This is a genomic window from Mesorhizobium sp. Root695, from assembly GCF_001428185.1.
Classification (GTDB): domain Bacteria; phylum Pseudomonadota; class Alphaproteobacteria; order Rhizobiales; family Rhizobiaceae; genus Mesorhizobium.
Map to the genome: position 1 here is coordinate 151,670 of NZ_LMHO01000002.1, position 14,567 is coordinate 166,236.

Genomic DNA, 14,567 nt, shown 5'->3' on the forward strand with positions numbered 1-14,567 from the left:
GAAGAATGGAATGAAGATGATATCGAACTTTCACAACAGACCAAATTTTCGCTATAGGTTTGTCATGGCCGGGGCCATGCTGGCTGTCTGCACCACTTTCGCACGGGCGGATCAGGAAGCAGCGCGGGCGTCCGGCGCCAATCCGCTGGCCGACAAGGTGCGGGCCGCCAACAGCCGGTTTCTCGACGTCAAGGCAGCTACGGCCGAGGGCTATGCGCCCATTCCGTGCGCCAGCGGCATCACCGGCGGCGCCATGGGCATCCACTATGTCAACGGCCAGTATCTGAAGGACGACAAGATCGATATCGCCCGGCCTGAAGCGGTGATGTACGAGCCGATGGCTGACGGCAGGCTGCAACTGGTGGCGGTCGAATACATCACCTCGAAGGGGCCGGCGTCGCTGGACGGACAGCTGTTCAATTTCAACAGTGCGCCCAACCGCTACGGCCTGGGTGAATTCTACGAACTGCATGTCTGGGCCTGGAAGGGCAATCCGACCGGCACTTTCGCCGACATGAACCCAAAAGTGTCATGCGAACACACGATGGCGCCGAGCCAGTAGCCGGCAAGGCCAGGCGGCGCCAATGCCGCCTGGCCGCTTTCCCGAGTCAGTCGAGACGCTGCGTCCCAAAGGTCGCTTTCGGCGAGGAAAGGCTGGGCCGCTGTACGTGCCGCTGCTGCTCCTCACGGCGTCTTTATGCCGCCTGGTCCGGAATCGCCAATCCCACCTCGGCGGTATCCCGGCGCGCTTGCGGCAAGACGAAGCGTCCGGTCACGTACCAGAGCAGAGACACGACAAGGATCGAGAGATAGCCATCCACGGCATAGTGCCAGCCGGTGTAAACCGAGCTGAACAGGATGAACGCCGTAAAGGACCAGCCGGCGATTGCCCACCGGCGGCCGAAGCCGGCCAGGAAGAGTGCGTTGAGCGTGGCGATCGCGACATGCATGCTTGGCATGGCGGAGATGCCGCCGCCCAGTTCCGGGCGGCCACTCTGGTAGGCTGCAAGCAGATAGTCGGCATAAACATGGACCGACGCGGCGGCGTAACGGTTCTGCGCCAGGGCGGTTTGCAGCCCGGCAAACCGGTCACCGCCGTAGAACTGGTCGTGGAACATCGGGCCGGTGGACGACAGCAGGGTCGCCAGAACGGTGCCGCACAGGATCGTGGTCAGCGCGAACGCCCATAGATAGCGCAAGCGGCCGACCGGATTGTTCCAGAAGGCGACGAAGAGAACCGCGCCGAACCATTGCACGAGCCAGCCATATCCATAGCCGGCGAAAATGGCGAGCGAGATCGGTTCGGAAACGACGCTGTGCGCCCATGTCCAGGGATCGACGCCATGCAGCCGAAGATCGAGGTCCGCCAGGGCACGGTCGGCGTAGAACGGTATCGTGTCCGGAATGGCGACCTTCAAGGTGGTGAAGGCGGTGACGCCAAGAAAGAACAAGAGGATGACGGGCGCGGCTGCGAGCCAACGCTGCCTGAGTATGTCGAGGATGAATCTTGTCGGGTTATGTCGGGCAAACGCCAGCCCCGCCACGCCGAGGCCAGCCGCCAGAAGCGCGGGCAGGAAGAAGGCGAACGGCTCGGCATAGGATTGCGCCAGATGCAGGTAGCGATCAGGCTGCAGGCAAAGAGCGGTCACGGCATAGGTCAGACACAAGGCAACCAGCAGCCAGCCGCTCCTGGTTGTCGCGATGTCCGGGTCAAGGATTGCAGCTGGGCGGCGATTGCCGCCGCGCTGACCGGTGTGCTCATTCATGGAAGGACACCCCGCCAGCTGCCCAAAAGATTGTTGTGGAGTATTTTGTAGATCAAGTATTAACATCGGGTTGCACCGTGAGGAAAGTAAAATTTCCTAAATTAGATGGTTATAATGCATACTTTGTTGGCAAGGATTCATTGACGAAGACGTTGCGTCGCAACGCCCCGGCATCACCTTCGTGCGCTGGTTTCAACTGTCGCAGGCTTCGGTGTCATCAGGCTTCGGCTACGATTGAAACAGGGCCATCGCCTGGGTGGCGATGGCCCTGTTTCAATCATGCGGCTCGATCAGGCGGCCTTGATCAGGCCGAGCTGGGTTAGGGCGGCGACGCCGTCATCGAGGCCGATCTCCTCGACGATCCTGCCGTCGACCACCTTCAGCACGGTGGTGCCGGTGAAGCGCATGGTGCGGCCGGTGGCGGCCGGCAGCGAGCCGGCGAGGAAATCGCCGAAGCCCGGGCCGGTATGCGTGCCGCCGCCCTCCCACTGGCCGACAACATAGTCGCCCTCGGCGATCAGGTCGGCCGTGGCCCAGAAGTTGAGGTCCGGGAAGGCGGCGCGGAAGTCGGTCATGAAGGCCTTGATGTCGTCGCGGCCGCGGCGCGGCTCGTGCAGCGAATATTTCAGCAGCATGTCGGGTGCCGCGATGTCGTCGACGACGGACAGATCGCAGGTTTCACCCCAGAAGTCGGTGAACCATCTGACGACGACGGCCTTGTTGTCTTCTTGCTTGGTCATTGGGAGGTCCTTGTTGTTGTCGCGCATGCCGTTTTCCCAAACCGCGGGGCACTTTGGGCGGCATGCTTTTGCCGGGGATCACCGGTCTTCGCCGATGACCTGAGGCAAGCACTAGGACGATCCGGCAGGCACAAAACTCCGGTTCTTGCCGGCCAATCGAAAGGCGGGAGGGCACCGGCGTGATAACAGACTGGGCGGATTGTTTTTGCCGCGATTCAGGCGCAGTTCGGCGAGCACCACGAATGACTAAACAACGGCGGCGCCGCGCGGATCATCCCGCGCCCCCACGCGGTAACTGTTTCTTCTCTGGTTTTGCTGCAGATTGCCGCTTAGCGGGGATGAGCGAAACCGACAATGGCTGGTCGAGACAAGAAAAATCGCAATGGAACGTTCTGGGAAAAAGCCCTGGAGCGCGCCCATCTTGGCGTCTGGGATTGGGATCTTGCGACCGGCGAGTGCTTCTATTCCGCGACCTGGGCGCGGATGCTGGGCTATGATGAAGGCGAACTTGCCAACACCAGCGACCTGTGGCTGCAGCTGACACATCCCGACGATCGCGAGCGGGCGCTGGCCAGCGGCGACCTACACATTGCCGGACAGACCGACGCCATCGAGACCGAGCTCAGGCTGAAGCACAAGCAGGGCCACTGGGTGTGGGTGCTCGATCGCGGCGGCATCGTCGAACGCGACGCGATGGGAAAACCGCTCAGGCTAATGGGCGTGCAGACCGACATCACCAAGCAGAAGGCCGCCGAAGCCGAACTCGAACAGGTCAATGTGCGCTTCCGCCTGGCGCTCGCCGCCAGCGGCACCGGCATCTGGCATTATGACCTCGCCACCAACAAGAGCTATTGGGACGCCCGCACAAGGGATATATTCGGCCTCGTCGCCGATGCCGACGAGGTGACCGCCGATCTCTGGCATACTTTCCTGCACCCCGACGACAGGGAAGCCACCGAGCAGGCGCATTTGCCGACACCCGGCTCGGACGCAGTCACCGCCTCGCGGTACCGCATCATCAAGCGCGACGGCGTCATCCGCCACGTCGAATCGCTGGTCCGCTTCATCGCCGCCGCCGGTGCGGCTGGCCAGGTCCTTGGCACCGTGCGTGACATCACCGAGGAAAAACTGCGTGAACAGGAACTCGCCTATGCCGCCCGTCACGACGCGCTGACCGGCCTGTGGAACCGCTCCGCCTTCGACCGGCTGCTCGCCGACCATATCACGGCGGGTGCGCCTCTGGCGGTGTTCTATGTCGATCTCGACTACTTCAAGGCGCTCAACGACTTTGCCGGCCACGCCGCCGGCGACCTGGCGCTGAAGAGCGTTGCCGCCGGCATTCGCGGCTGCCTGCCGGCCGCTGCACATGCGGCGCGGCTGGGCGGCGATGAATTCGCGCTGCTGGTGCCGCATTGCGATGCCGCACAGGCCGAGCGGATCGCCGCCGCGGTGCTCGGCGCGGTGCGTGAGGCCGATCTCGGCCCGGCCGCGTCGACGCGCAAGCTGGCGGCCTCGATCGGTATCGCCTTCGTCGACGACGCGAACACCACGGTCGCCGACGCGCTAGCCTGCGCCGACGACGCCTGCTACGCGGCCAAGGCTGCTGGCCGCAACCGTTTCGCGGTGTTCTCCGCTGCAGCGGCAGCGGGATCGGGCGGGCTGAATGCCGCGCGCGTCGCCGCCGACACCGTCGATGCGATGGAAGACGGGCGGCTGAAACTGTTCGGGCAGGAAATCCATCTGCTGGGCCGGCCCTGGCAGGAAAGCCGCCATGTCGAAGTGCTGGCCAGGCTCGTCGCACGCAACGGCCGGCTGGTGCCGCCCGGCGAGTTCATTCCGGTGGCCGAGCGCTTCGGTATCGCGTCGCGGCTCGACCGCTGGATCATCCGCACCGCGCTGTCGCGGCATGGCGCTGCACTGCGCTCGGGCGCGCTGACGCTCGGCTTCAACCTGTCGGCGCAGACGCTGAGCGATCCGCAGTTGTGGGACTTTGTCGACACCGTTATCGAAGAAACCGGGGCGCCGCATTCGGGCATCGGCTTCGAGATCACCGAAACCGCCGCCGTCACCAATTTCGACGCCGCCGAACAATTCGTGTGCAAGGCGCGCGAGCGGCACTGCCGGGTCAGCCTCGACGATTTCGGCGCCGGCATGAGCTCGTTCGAATATCTCAGGCGCTTCCCCGTCGACACGATCAAGATCGACGGTTCCTTCATCGAGCACATCACGCAAAGCCGCTTCGACCGCGAGATCGTGCTGGCCATTACCAGCATCGCCCGCAGCCTCGGCTGCGACGTGGTCGGCGAGAAGATCGAACGGCAGGACACGTTGGCGATGCTGAGCGACATGGGCGTCGCCTATGGCCAGGGATTTCTGCTGCATCGGCCGGAGCCGCTCGAGCAGATTGTCGCGCGGGCAACCGGGGTGGTGGCGGCCCGCAAGGCATCGTGATCCAAGGAGATTCAGGCCGGGCCGGCCTGAATCTCAACATATTCTATCCGGTTCGCCGCGTCGTCGGTTGCGGAAACTCCAGTACTCCAGCTTCGGATGGCCTGTGCTGCGCTTCCGCCACTGTTTCGATCAACAGATCGAGGGCGTCACAGGCCGTGCGGCTCGTCTCGTCATTGCCCTGCAGATAGTGATAGGCGCGTTCGAGGTGGATGCGGGCGGCTGAAAAATCGCTGGTCAATGGTCTCTCCATCATCCCACCCTAAAATACCTTGCCGGAGGCGAGGGAACGCCGGGTAAATATCCACAGGCGGCTTTTATTCAAATGCTGTCCAATGTTGTGGGAAGAGACCTTGGGACGCTGCGGCCTTGCCTTTCAATGTTGCAGGGAAGGGCGCCGCCAGCGACGCAGTTCCACGGCCGCGCTGTCAGGATAGACGCGGCCCAACTCTTTGCCATGCCGTGCCGCACAGCCTACACTGCGGCCTCCCTTTGTCCGAGGTGAGACCGATGATCGTCCAGGCCTGCATCAACGGTGCGCGTCCGCGCGATTTTCATCCTCAGTTGCCACTGACTGCCGAGGCGATGGCGAGCGACGCGGCCGTCTGCGTCGCCGCAGGTGGGGCCGAACTGCACATCCACCCGCGCGGCGCTGACGGCGACGAAAGCCTGGCCGCCGTCAATGCCGCCGTGCTGGCGGTGCGCCGGGCCTGTCCCGGCACGCTGGTCGGCGTCTCAACCGGCGCCTGGATCGAGAACGATGTCGAGCGGACCCGAGAGGCGATCGCCGGCTGGCGGGAATTGCCCGACTATGCCTCGGTCAATCTATCGGAGGCAGACGCGCCCGCCGTGATGGAGCTGCTGCGACAGCGTGGTGTCGGCATCGAGGCCGGGCTTGCCGCGGTCGCCGATGCAGAGCGCTTCGTCGGCCTTGCCGATCATGACCGGGTGCTGCGTATCCTGATCGAGATAGACATCCAGGACCTGCCGGCGGCGCTGGACCAGGCGCACGGCATTGCCGCGGTGCTCGAACGCGCCGGAGTGCGGCGGCCGATCCTGCTGCACGGCGTCGACGCCACCGTCTGGCCCTTCGTCGCGCTTGCGTATCAAAAGCGCTGGTCGACGCGGGTCGGGCTGGAAGACGGCAACACGCTTGCGGACGGAACTACAGCGAAGGACAATGCGGAAATCGTCGCTGCGGCCGTGGCGATCTTTCGCGGTGCGCCTGCGGTCTGAACGGCGCCCTCAGGTCTGCCCGCTGGCCGGTGCTGTCCAGCTGCGCAAAATGTGTTTCTGGATCTTGCCGGATGCGGTGCGCGGCAGCGCATCGGTGAGCAAAAACTCCTTCGGCACCTTGTAGCGGGCGATGCGGGCACCGCAGTGGCTTGCCAGGTCAGCCGGATCGACAACGCAACCGGTTTTCACCACGACAAAGGCGCACCCGACTTCGCCCCAGCGCTTGTCGGCGACGCCGATCACGGCTGCTTCGGCGATGTCGGGATGGTCGAGCAGCACCGTCTCGACCTCGACCGGATAGACATTCTCGCCGCCGGAAATGAACATGTCCTTGCGGCGGTCGACGAGCGTGACAAAGCCCTCTTCATCCTGCCACCCGATGTCGCCGGTGCGGAACCAGCCATCGGCGGTGAAGGCACGCGCGGTCTCGTCCGGCCGGTTCCAGTAGCCTGATGTGATGCTGGGACCGGACAGCCATAGCTCGCCTGGTTCCCCGGCCGCGATATCGCGGCCAGCGTCATCGACGATGCGCAGGCCGATGGTCGGCGCCGGCAGGCCCGCCGAGCCCGCCTTGCTGGCGATGCGGTCGGCCTCGATAGGCATGCCGAGCACGGTGCCGGCTTCAGTCATGCCGAAGCCGTCGACCATGCGCACACCTTGTGTCAGCCACCAGTTGATGTCGGCCGCCGGATTGGGCGCGCCGCCGGTGAAGATGGCGGTGAGCGCGGTCCAATTCGAAGGCGCAAAATCGGCATGGTCGCGCAGCATCCTGGCCATCTGCGGTACACAGAAATAATGGGTGACGCCGAGCGTGGGATCGGCCAGGCGACGATTGGTGAGGCCGGCGTCGAAGCCGGGCGAGATCAGCACCGTGCCACCCTGCAGCAGCGGCGGACGCAGGCTGGTGATGAGGCCGATGACATGGAACATCGGCGCGTCGCAGAGGAAGACGCTGGCATTGCCGACGCGTCCCAGGACGCCGAAATTGACTGCGGTGGCGAAGGCGTTGGCCTCGGTGACGACGACCCCTTTCGGCCGGCCTGACGTGCCCGACGTGTAGAGGATGATCGACGGCGCATCGCTGGCCGGCAAAGGACGGCGCGGTGCCGGGACCTGTGTCTCGACTGCCGCCGCGAAGGCCGCGACTTCGCTTGGCACGCAGCCCTTGGGCGTTGCCATCTCAAGGGCGGTGTCATGCAGCAGCAGCACCGGATCGCAATCGGCCAGGATCGCGTGCTGTTCGGCATTGGCGAGCCGCCAGTTGAGCGGCACGAAGACAGCGCCGAGCCGCATCGCGGCCTGCTGCAGGATAAGCAGGTCTGCGCTGTTGCGGGCAAGCGTGGCGATGCGCTGCCCTTGTTCGATGCCATGGCCGGTTTCGAGCACGGCGACGGCGCGCTGGATGGCCTCGTCAAGCGCGGCATAGGTCCAGCGCCGGCCGGATGCCAGGTCGACACAGGCAACACGATCCGGCTGCGTCCTGGCGTGCAGGGCCACGGGATCGGATGTCGTCCAGGCCGGCATTCGCAGCTCCTCCCCAGGATTGCCTTATGCTTGCACGATCACCTTGCCTTGTCGTAGGCGGCAAGGCCGGGCTTGTAGCTCTTCTCGTCGATGAACTGGCGAATGCCCTCCTTGCGGCCGTCATTGTCGTAGGAATTGGCAGCTTCCTGCGCCCGGACCAGATAATCCTCGGCATTGTCATAGGTCATCTCGGCGACGCGGCGGATGGCGTCTTTGGTCGCCTTCAGGGCAATCGGGTTCTTCTTCAGCAGGATGGTCGCAACCTCGGTGACACGTGCCTTCAGGTCCGCCAGCGGCAGGCTTTCATTGACCAGCTTCCAGGCGGCGGCCTTCCTGCCGTCGATGAGTTCGCCGGTCAGCGCGTGGTACATGGCATCGCGCATCGACAGGAGGTCGACCACCACCTTGGTGGCGCCGCCGCCGGGCAGGATGCCCCAATTGATCTCGGACAGAGCGAACTGCGCTTCGTCGGCGGCAAAGGCAAGGTCGCAAGCGAAGAGCGGGCCATAGCCGCCGCCAAAACACCAGCCATTGACCATGGCGATGGTCGGCTTGCCGTACCAGCGCAAGCGCCGCCACCAACCATAGGCTTCGGATTGCGCCTTGCGGATGGCGCCAAGACCCTTGGCCTCGGTCTCGCGAAAATACTCCTTGAGGTCCATGCCCGCCGACCAGGCGCTGCCTTCGCCGGACAGCACAAGCACGCCGACATCGTCGCGGAATTCAAGCTCGTCGAGAACCTCCATCATACGCCGGTTGAGCGCCGGGTTCATGCAATTGCGCTTGTCCGGCCGGTTGAAGCGCACCCAGGCGATGCCGTTCTCGACGTCGAAGGCAACGGTCTCTTCGGTCACGGTAAGGTCCTCCCGTTTCGCTTGGCAAGTTGCTATGCGCCATAGCTATCATATTTGCTATGTCGCATAGTCTTTTTTGCTTGACAAGAGGGGATGTTCGCGGCGATCGGTTGAAGCATGGAAAAGGCACGGCTCCGCACCAGTCCCGAAGACGCGCTCGACGCGCAGATCGGCTACAATCTGAGGCGCGCCTCGTCACTCGCGCTCAATGATTTCGCGGTCGAGATGGCTGACGCGGCGCTGCGCCCTGTCACCTATGGTATGCTGGCGCTGATCGACGAAAAGCCCGGCATCCGCGCCGCGGAACTGTGCCGCCTGCTCGGCATGAAGAGCGCCAACATGGCGCCGCTGCTTGCCGAACTCGAGGAGCGCGGGCTTGTCGAACGCGACGACCATGCCGGCGACAAACGCGTGCAGATGCTCGCCCTGACGCCGGCCGCAAAAGAGGCGATGCCCGGATGGCGGCAACAGGTGCGCCGGCACGAGGACCGGTTCCTGCATCGGCTGACAAAGAAGGAACGGGCGACGCTGCTTCGGTTGCTGCGCCTGATCTGGACCGACGAAGATTGAGGGCTACCTCAGCGCTCAAGCAGGGGTGTGGAAGTTTCTGAAATAGGCGCGCCTCTTATTTCAGAAACCTGGTCTGAAAATGAAATAGCTGTTGGAAGTCGACCGAATCTGACATATGGATTTTCTTATTGCAGAAATGAGGGTATTTTCTGAAATATGGAACTGTCGACCTATAGGGCGGGGCGCTATGAAAAGCGATTAGAGTACCGCAGTTTCGTGCCGACCTCGATCAACCATCCCTGGATAGTCTCCGACCCTGAAGTTATAGACGTCCTTGGTCGAGCCGACCGTGCCTTGGGCGAATTGAACGCGTTCGCGCAACTCGTCCCTGACATTGATTTCTTCATCAGTATGTATGTCGCGAAGGAGGCCACGCAATCGAGCCGCATCGAGGGTACCCAGACCAATATCGAGGACGCCTTCAAGCAGATGGAGGACCTGTCTCCGGAAGCACGCGACGACTGGGGCGAAGTGCAGAATTACATCCAGGCGATCAATAGCGCCATTGTCAGTTTGGACCGCCTGCCTTTCTCCAACAGGCTTCTGAAAGAAACACACGCCATCCTCATGCAAGGTGTGCGCGGCGAAACCAAACAGCCTGGCGAATTTCGAGCCAGTCAGAACTGGATTGGCGTAAGCTTAAGAAACGCTGTGTTCGTGCCCCCGCATCATGAGCACGTATCTGAACTTATGAGCGACATGGAGAAATTCATCCACGACGACAGCCTGCGCGTGCCGCCGCTGATCCGCATCGCGATTGCCCACTATCAATTCGAGACCATCCATCCGTTCCTAGACGGCAACGGCCGGTTGGGCCGCCTTATGATCTCACTTTACCTTGCCTCGCAGGGTCTCCTTGTCAAACCGGCGCTTTACCTTTCGGATTATTTCGAACGCAACAAGACCGCCTACATCGATCACCTTATGGCAGTGCGCGAAGGCAACCACATGCGCGACTGGTTGATCTTCTTCCTCTACGGAGTTGAAGAGACGGCGCGTGCGTCCGCCGATGTGTTTCGCCAGATTCTGGTGCTTAAGGAGCGGATAGAGCGCGAAACGCTGCCGCGTTTCAGTCATCGCCGTCAAGGAAACGCGCAACGGCTTGTAAGGCATCTCTACAAACGACCGTTGATTGACGTGAAAGGCGTCGCCGTTCTGCTGGATACGACGACAAACACAGCCACGTCGTTGATTGCTGATTTCATGAGCCACGGTGTGCTGGTTGAGGTGACGGGCCAAAGGCGCAATCGGCTTTTCGTGTTCGAACGATACCTCCAGCTCTTTGAAAGACGCAGAGGTAGCTGACGTCCGCCGTCTTATCTCTCTGTGAAAGCTGCCGATCGATACCTCCTTGCTGGAGGTCATCACCCCAGAATGATCTGGATCGCCTTGTCGACCACCGGATGCAAGCCGCTGGCCTGGAAGGACAGCCGGTTGCCGGAACCGACATTGCTGGTCATGGCAATGGTCAGCCCCGAGAGCGGGTCGTGCAGCATGACGGCGACGTAGCCGGGAATGCTGCCCTGGTGGCCGTAGAAGGCGCGGTCGGCATAGGCGCTCTGGAACATGCCGGCACCGGTTTCGCGCATGCGCGTGCCGGGGAAACTCGCCGGCACACGGCCTTCGAACATCTCGGCGAAGAAGGGCCGCGACAGCAACTTTCCGGAAAACAGGCCGCGCATGAAGCTCACCATGTCGAACGGCGTCGACACCATGTCGCCGCAGCCATAGGCGGCGCCGAACGGGAAGGAATCGGAAGAATCCTGCAAGTCGTCGGAATAGGGCAGCACGCCGTCCATGCGCCACATCTCGCCGCCCGAGGCGATGTCGGTGGGCGCATTCGCCGCCGGCGGCGGCCGGTGGTAGTAGCCGCGCACCATCGACTTTTCCGGAAAGGCCTCGGTGGCCGGCGACCACGTGTTTGTCAGGCCGAGCGGCTGCAGCACCGCGCTTCTGACGTAGCCGCCCAGCGGCTGGCCGGAGACAGCCTCGATCACCATGCCGGCAAGCACATAGCCGGTGTTGTTGTAGACGGCGGCACCGCCCGGCGCCTTCTGCTTGTCGGAAGCGAAGGCGATGTCGACCAGCTGTTGCGGCGTCCACTGCCGGCTCGGGTCCATCGGAATGTAATATTCGAACTCCGGCAGGCCGCTGCGATGGTTGATCAACTGGCGCACCGAAATGGCGCCGGCACCCGGCAGGTCGGGAAACCAGGAGGCGATCGGCGCGCCGAGATCGAGCTTGCCGTCCTGGGCGAGCTTGACCAGGGCCGCGGCAACGAAGGTCTTGGTGCAACTGCCGATCTTGAACAGGCGGTCGGGCGAGACGGCAACGCCATGCTCCCGGTCGGCGAGGCCGGCGGTGAGGGCGGTTGGTGCGGCGCCTGTCGAGTAGGCCAGCGAGGCGCCCACCGCGCCGTCGGCGAGATAGGTATTCAGGAGGGCGTTCAGGTCTTCACGCATGGATTCTGCTTTCGCCGCTAAATTGCTGGTTTCATACATGTCGGTGCGCCCTCGAGCCGAACCCGAGGGCAGGGCCGCCAAGCTTCACTCCGCCACGTCGACCGCGGCAAAATTCTGCCGGCCGAAGGGGTCGAGCACGTAGTTGAGCACGCTCTTGCGGATCGGGATCGCCACCACCGAATGGGCGATCGGCGCCACCGGCACCTCGACTTTCAGGATCGCCTGCGCCCTGGCGTAGATGTCGGCGCGGTGCTTCGCATCAGCGGCGACGCGGCCGTCCTGCAGAAGCTTCTCGAAGGCCGGATCGCACCAGCGCGAGCGGTTCGAGCCGCCCTTCACGCCGTCGCAGGACAGCAGGTAGCTCAGCATGTTGTCGGGGTCGCCATTGTCGCTGCTGCCGCCGAGCAGGTAGGCGTCCTGTTCGCCCGAGGCGGTGCGCTTGAGATATTCGCCCCACTCGAAGCTGACGATCTCGGCCTTGACGCCGACTTTCGCCCAGTCGGCCTGGATCATCTCGGCCATGCGCTTGGCATTGGGATTGTAGGGCCGCGACACCGGCATCGCCCACAGGCTGATTTTCAGGTCGCTTTCGTGGCCGGCTTCCTTCAGCAGTTTCTTCGCGCCATCCGGATCATAGTCGATGCCGGCGTCGGTGACGGCGCCGATCTGTGCCGGCGGCACGACGCTGCCGGCCACTGTGCCGGCGCCGGCATAGACGGCGTCGACGATCGCCTTGCGGTCGACGGCCTTGGCCAGCGCCATGCGCACGCGCACGTCGCCGAGCGGCTGGTGTTCGACATTGAAGCCGAGAATGCCGATGTTCTGGCCCTTGAGGTCGAGCACGGTGATGTCGGGATCGGTGCGCAAATCGGCGACGGCACTGGGCGGCGGCGGGGCGGCGACCTGGCATTCATTGGCCTTGAGGCGCTCGACGCGGGTGGTCGGCTCGGGCGTGATGGCGAAGACAAGCGTGTCGATCTTCGGCGCGCCGCGCCAGTAATCCTTATTGGCGGCGTAGCGAATCTGGCTGTCGGGGACATAGGCCTGCAGCACGAACGGGCCGGTACCGACGGGTTCCGAGTCGATCAGTTCCGGCGTGCCGGCGGCGACCATCTTTTCGGTCTGCTCCAGCGACAGGATGGAGAGATAGTCGAGGGCGATGCCGGGCAGGAAGGTGACGTTGGCCGCCGTCAGCGTGAAGCGCACGGTGTAGTCGTCGACCTTGTCTATCTTGTCGATCAGCGTGCCCATGCCCAGCGCATTGAAGTACTCGTAAGCACCGCCGCCGAGCTTGTGGTAGGGATTGTTGGCGTCGCGCTGGCGGTTGAAGGTGTAGAGCACGTCGTCGGCGTTGAGATCCCGCGAGGGCGTGAAATGGTCGTTCGACTGGAATTTCACGCCGTGCCTGAGATGGAACGTGTAGGTCTTGCCGTCGGCCGAGACCTCCCAGCTTTCGGCCAGCGCCGGGCCGACCTCGGTTGTGCCGGGCTTGAACTCGACCAGCCGGTTGAAGATCGTCTTGGCGGCGGCATCCATGGTGGAATCGGCGGTGCCGATCGCCGGGTTGAAGGTCTCGGGGTTGGCTTCCGAGCAATAGACCAGGGTTTTGGCATAAGCCTGCCCGCCGAGAAGGGCGGATGAGGCCAGCAGGGACGAGGTAAGCACTGCGCGCAGAACGGTGGATTTCATCGCAAACGCTCCTGATGACACTTTATGGGTTGAGAGAAGGGCAGGCCGGTGAACTTCATGGCGTCGCCGCCGCGGCGAGGAAACGGTCAGGCGCCAGCGCCGCCGTGGTGACGCCGCGCGCTGTGAGATCGTCCGGCAGGGGTTGGCCGTGCAGCAGCGCCGAACCCAGCCGCGCCAGCGTCAGCGAGACCTGGAAACCGTAGCCGCCCTGGCCGCCGAGCCAGAAGAAGCCGGGCAGGCGCGGGTCGAAGCCGACGACCGGTGTGCGGTCGGGCGAAAAGGTGCGCAGGCCCGCCCAGGGCGTCGACGGACGGCCGATGCGCAGCGACGTCGCCTGTTCGATGCGGTCGACGGCGATGGCGACGTCGATGTCTTCCGGATACGCGTCGCAGGGCTCGGAATCGGTCTCGTCGGCGAGCGAGCCGATCAGCCTGCCGGCATCCGGCTTGAAGTAGAACTGTTCGTGCAGGTCAACCACCAGCGGCCAGGCGCTGATGTCGGTCCCGGCGGGCGGATCGAACAGGAAGGCGGTGCGGCGCTTCGGCCGGAAGCCGAGACCGGAGAGACCGGCCAGCCCGGCGACGGCATCGACCCAGGCGCCGGAGCCGTTGACGACGATATCGGCCTGGTAGGCACCGGCATTGGTCGCGACGCGAAAGCCGTTTGCGATGCGGGAAATCTCCAGCACTTCCTCGCTGGTGCGGATGACGCCGCCGCCGGCCTTCAGCGCCGAGGCTGAAGCCGCAAGCATCTTTCCCGTGTCGACATCCAGCGCGCCGGGTTCATGCACGCCGCCGCAGGTGGTTGCCGTGGCGATGACCGGCACCAGCGCGGTGACTTCCGTGGCCGACAGGCGCCGAACGCTGGGCACCAGCGCCTGCATCTCGGCCGCCATGCGGTCGACGGCTGCACTGTCTTCGACACCGCCGACATGCAGCGCGCCACGCCGGTGGGCGGCGAAGCCGCCATCGATGATCGCCTGCCGGCTGGCCAGCGACAGCGCCCGCACCAGCGCATTGCCGTAGGTTTCGGAAAACAGTGCCGCCGAGCGGCCGCTGGCGTGGTAGCCGAGTTGCGGCTCGCGCTCGAGCACGGTGACCTCGGCCCAGGGCTGCACGGCTGCCGCCAGCGAGAGGCCGGCAATGCCGCCGCCGATGACGACGATTTTCTGGGGGGACTTCGATTGCATCCACTAGGGATAGAAATAATTTCGCATCCAGTCAATATTTAGCGTATAAGAAAATAGTTAGCGTTGTTGATAGCGGCAGGGAGTTCGAC

13 protein-coding genes are annotated in these 14,567 nt (G+C 63.8%); 5 read left to right on the forward strand and 8 right to left on the reverse strand.

Translation table 11 applies throughout. From position 1 onward, the window contains the following. Positions 1-64: 64 nt before the first annotated feature. A complete protein-coding gene (locus tag ASD99_RS03810; RefSeq protein WP_057142822.1) occupies positions 65-562 on the forward strand; it encodes a hypothetical protein in 498 nt (165 codons plus the stop codon). A gap of 133 nt (positions 563-695) precedes the next feature. Here the strand turns inward: ASD99_RS03810 and ASD99_RS03815 are convergent, their stop codons facing one another. Continuing rightward, complete coding sequence (locus tag ASD99_RS03815; protein WP_057142779.1) at positions 696-1,766, reverse strand: phosphatase PAP2 family protein; 1,071 nt, start codon at positions 1,764-1,766, stop codon at positions 696-698. A gap of 290 nt (positions 1,767-2,056) precedes the next feature. Beyond that, on the reverse strand, positions 2,057-2,506 hold the full coding sequence (locus tag ASD99_RS03820) for an ester cyclase (RefSeq protein WP_057142823.1): 450 nt from the start codon (positions 2,504-2,506) through the stop codon (positions 2,057-2,059). Positions 2,507-2,860: 354 nt separating this feature from the next. On the opposite strand from ASD99_RS03820, the gene ASD99_RS03825 reads away from it, so the two are divergent. Then, entirely contained in the window at positions 2,861-4,957 is a 2,097-nt protein-coding gene (locus ASD99_RS03825) for an EAL domain-containing protein (protein ID WP_057142780.1), read from the forward strand. Between the two features lie 43 nt (positions 4,958-5,000). On the opposite strand, the gene ASD99_RS03830 is transcribed toward ASD99_RS03825, so the two are convergent. Beyond that, positions 5,001-5,195: a hypothetical protein gene (locus ASD99_RS03830; RefSeq protein ID WP_056591913.1), complete on the reverse strand. Its 195-nt coding sequence runs from the start codon at positions 5,193-5,195 to the stop codon at positions 5,001-5,003. A gap of 269 nt (positions 5,196-5,464) precedes the next feature. Here ASD99_RS03830 and ASD99_RS03835 point away from each other — a divergent pair, with 269 nt between their 5' ends. Next, entirely contained in the window at positions 5,465-6,190 is a 726-nt protein-coding gene (locus ASD99_RS03835; protein ID WP_057142781.1) for a 3-keto-5-aminohexanoate cleavage protein, read from the forward strand. A 9-nt stretch (positions 6,191-6,199) separates the two neighbouring features. On the opposite strand, the gene ASD99_RS03840 is transcribed toward ASD99_RS03835, so the two are convergent. Both ASD99_RS03840 and ASD99_RS03845 read right to left on the reverse strand, forming a co-directional pair. Beyond that, a complete protein-coding gene (locus ASD99_RS03840) occupies positions 6,200-7,714 on the reverse strand; it encodes an AMP-binding protein (protein WP_057142782.1) in 1,515 nt (504 codons plus the stop codon). A 38-nt stretch (positions 7,715-7,752) separates the two neighbouring features. Beyond that, a complete protein-coding gene (locus tag ASD99_RS03845) occupies positions 7,753-8,568 on the reverse strand; it encodes a p-hydroxycinnamoyl CoA hydratase/lyase (protein ID WP_056591921.1) in 816 nt (271 codons plus the stop codon). A gap of 117 nt (positions 8,569-8,685) precedes the next feature. Between ASD99_RS03845 and ASD99_RS03850 the strand changes: the two genes are divergently transcribed. Both ASD99_RS03850 and ASD99_RS03855 read left to right on the forward strand, forming a co-directional pair. After that, positions 8,686-9,138 (forward strand): MarR family winged helix-turn-helix transcriptional regulator, encoded by a 453-nt coding sequence (locus tag ASD99_RS03850; RefSeq protein ID WP_057142783.1) that lies wholly within the window; start codon positions 8,686-8,688, stop codon positions 9,136-9,138. A gap of 156 nt (positions 9,139-9,294) precedes the next feature. Continuing rightward, a complete protein-coding gene (locus ASD99_RS03855) occupies positions 9,295-10,443 on the forward strand; it encodes a Fic family protein (RefSeq protein WP_057142784.1) in 1,149 nt (382 codons plus the stop codon). Between the two features lie 59 nt (positions 10,444-10,502). Here ASD99_RS03855 and ASD99_RS03860 read toward each other — a convergent pair whose 3' ends face one another. The 3 genes from ASD99_RS03860 to ASD99_RS03870 form a co-directional block, all read right to left on the reverse strand. Next, a complete protein-coding gene (locus tag ASD99_RS03860) occupies positions 10,503-11,600 on the reverse strand; it encodes a serine hydrolase domain-containing protein (RefSeq protein ID WP_057142785.1) in 1,098 nt (365 codons plus the stop codon). A gap of 84 nt (positions 11,601-11,684) precedes the next feature. Then, positions 11,685-13,289: an ABC transporter substrate-binding protein gene (locus tag ASD99_RS03865; RefSeq protein WP_057142786.1), complete on the reverse strand. Its 1,605-nt coding sequence runs from the start codon at positions 13,287-13,289 to the stop codon at positions 11,685-11,687. A 55-nt stretch (positions 13,290-13,344) separates the two neighbouring features. Beyond that, a complete protein-coding gene (locus tag ASD99_RS03870; protein ID WP_057142787.1) occupies positions 13,345-14,478 on the reverse strand; it encodes an NAD(P)/FAD-dependent oxidoreductase in 1,134 nt (377 codons plus the stop codon). Between the last annotated feature and the right edge of the window lie 89 nt (positions 14,479-14,567).

Coding starts and splice junctions, on each gene's coding strand:
- ASD99_RS03810 (WP_057142822.1), top strand. CDS start 65: ATGGCCGGGGCCATGCTGGCTGTCTGCACCACTTTCGCACGGGCGGAT.
- ASD99_RS03815 (WP_057142779.1), bottom strand. CDS start 1,766: ATGAATGAGCACACCGGTCAGCGCGGCGGCAATCGCCGCCCAGCTGCA.
- ASD99_RS03820 (WP_057142823.1), bottom strand. CDS start 2,506: ATGACCAAGCAAGAAGACAACAAGGCCGTCGTCGTCAGATGGTTCACC.
- ASD99_RS03825 (WP_057142780.1), top strand. CDS start 2,861: ATGGCTGGTCGAGACAAGAAAAATCGCAATGGAACGTTCTGGGAAAAA.
- ASD99_RS03835 (WP_057142781.1), top strand. CDS start 5,465: ATGATCGTCCAGGCCTGCATCAACGGTGCGCGTCCGCGCGATTTTCAT.
- ASD99_RS03840 (WP_057142782.1), bottom strand. CDS start 7,714: ATGCCGGCCTGGACGACATCCGATCCCGTGGCCCTGCACGCCAGGACG.
- ASD99_RS03850 (WP_057142783.1), top strand. CDS start 8,686: ATGGAAAAGGCACGGCTCCGCACCAGTCCCGAAGACGCGCTCGACGCG.
- ASD99_RS03855 (WP_057142784.1), top strand. CDS start 9,295: ATGGAACTGTCGACCTATAGGGCGGGGCGCTATGAAAAGCGATTAGAG.
- ASD99_RS03860 (WP_057142785.1), bottom strand. CDS start 11,600: ATGCGTGAAGACCTGAACGCCCTCCTGAATACCTATCTCGCCGACGGC.
- ASD99_RS03865 (WP_057142786.1), bottom strand. CDS start 13,289: ATGAAATCCACCGTTCTGCGCGCAGTGCTTACCTCGTCCCTGCTGGCC.
- ASD99_RS03870 (WP_057142787.1), bottom strand. CDS start 14,478: ATGCAATCGAAGTCCCCCCAGAAAATCGTCGTCATCGGCGGCGGCATT.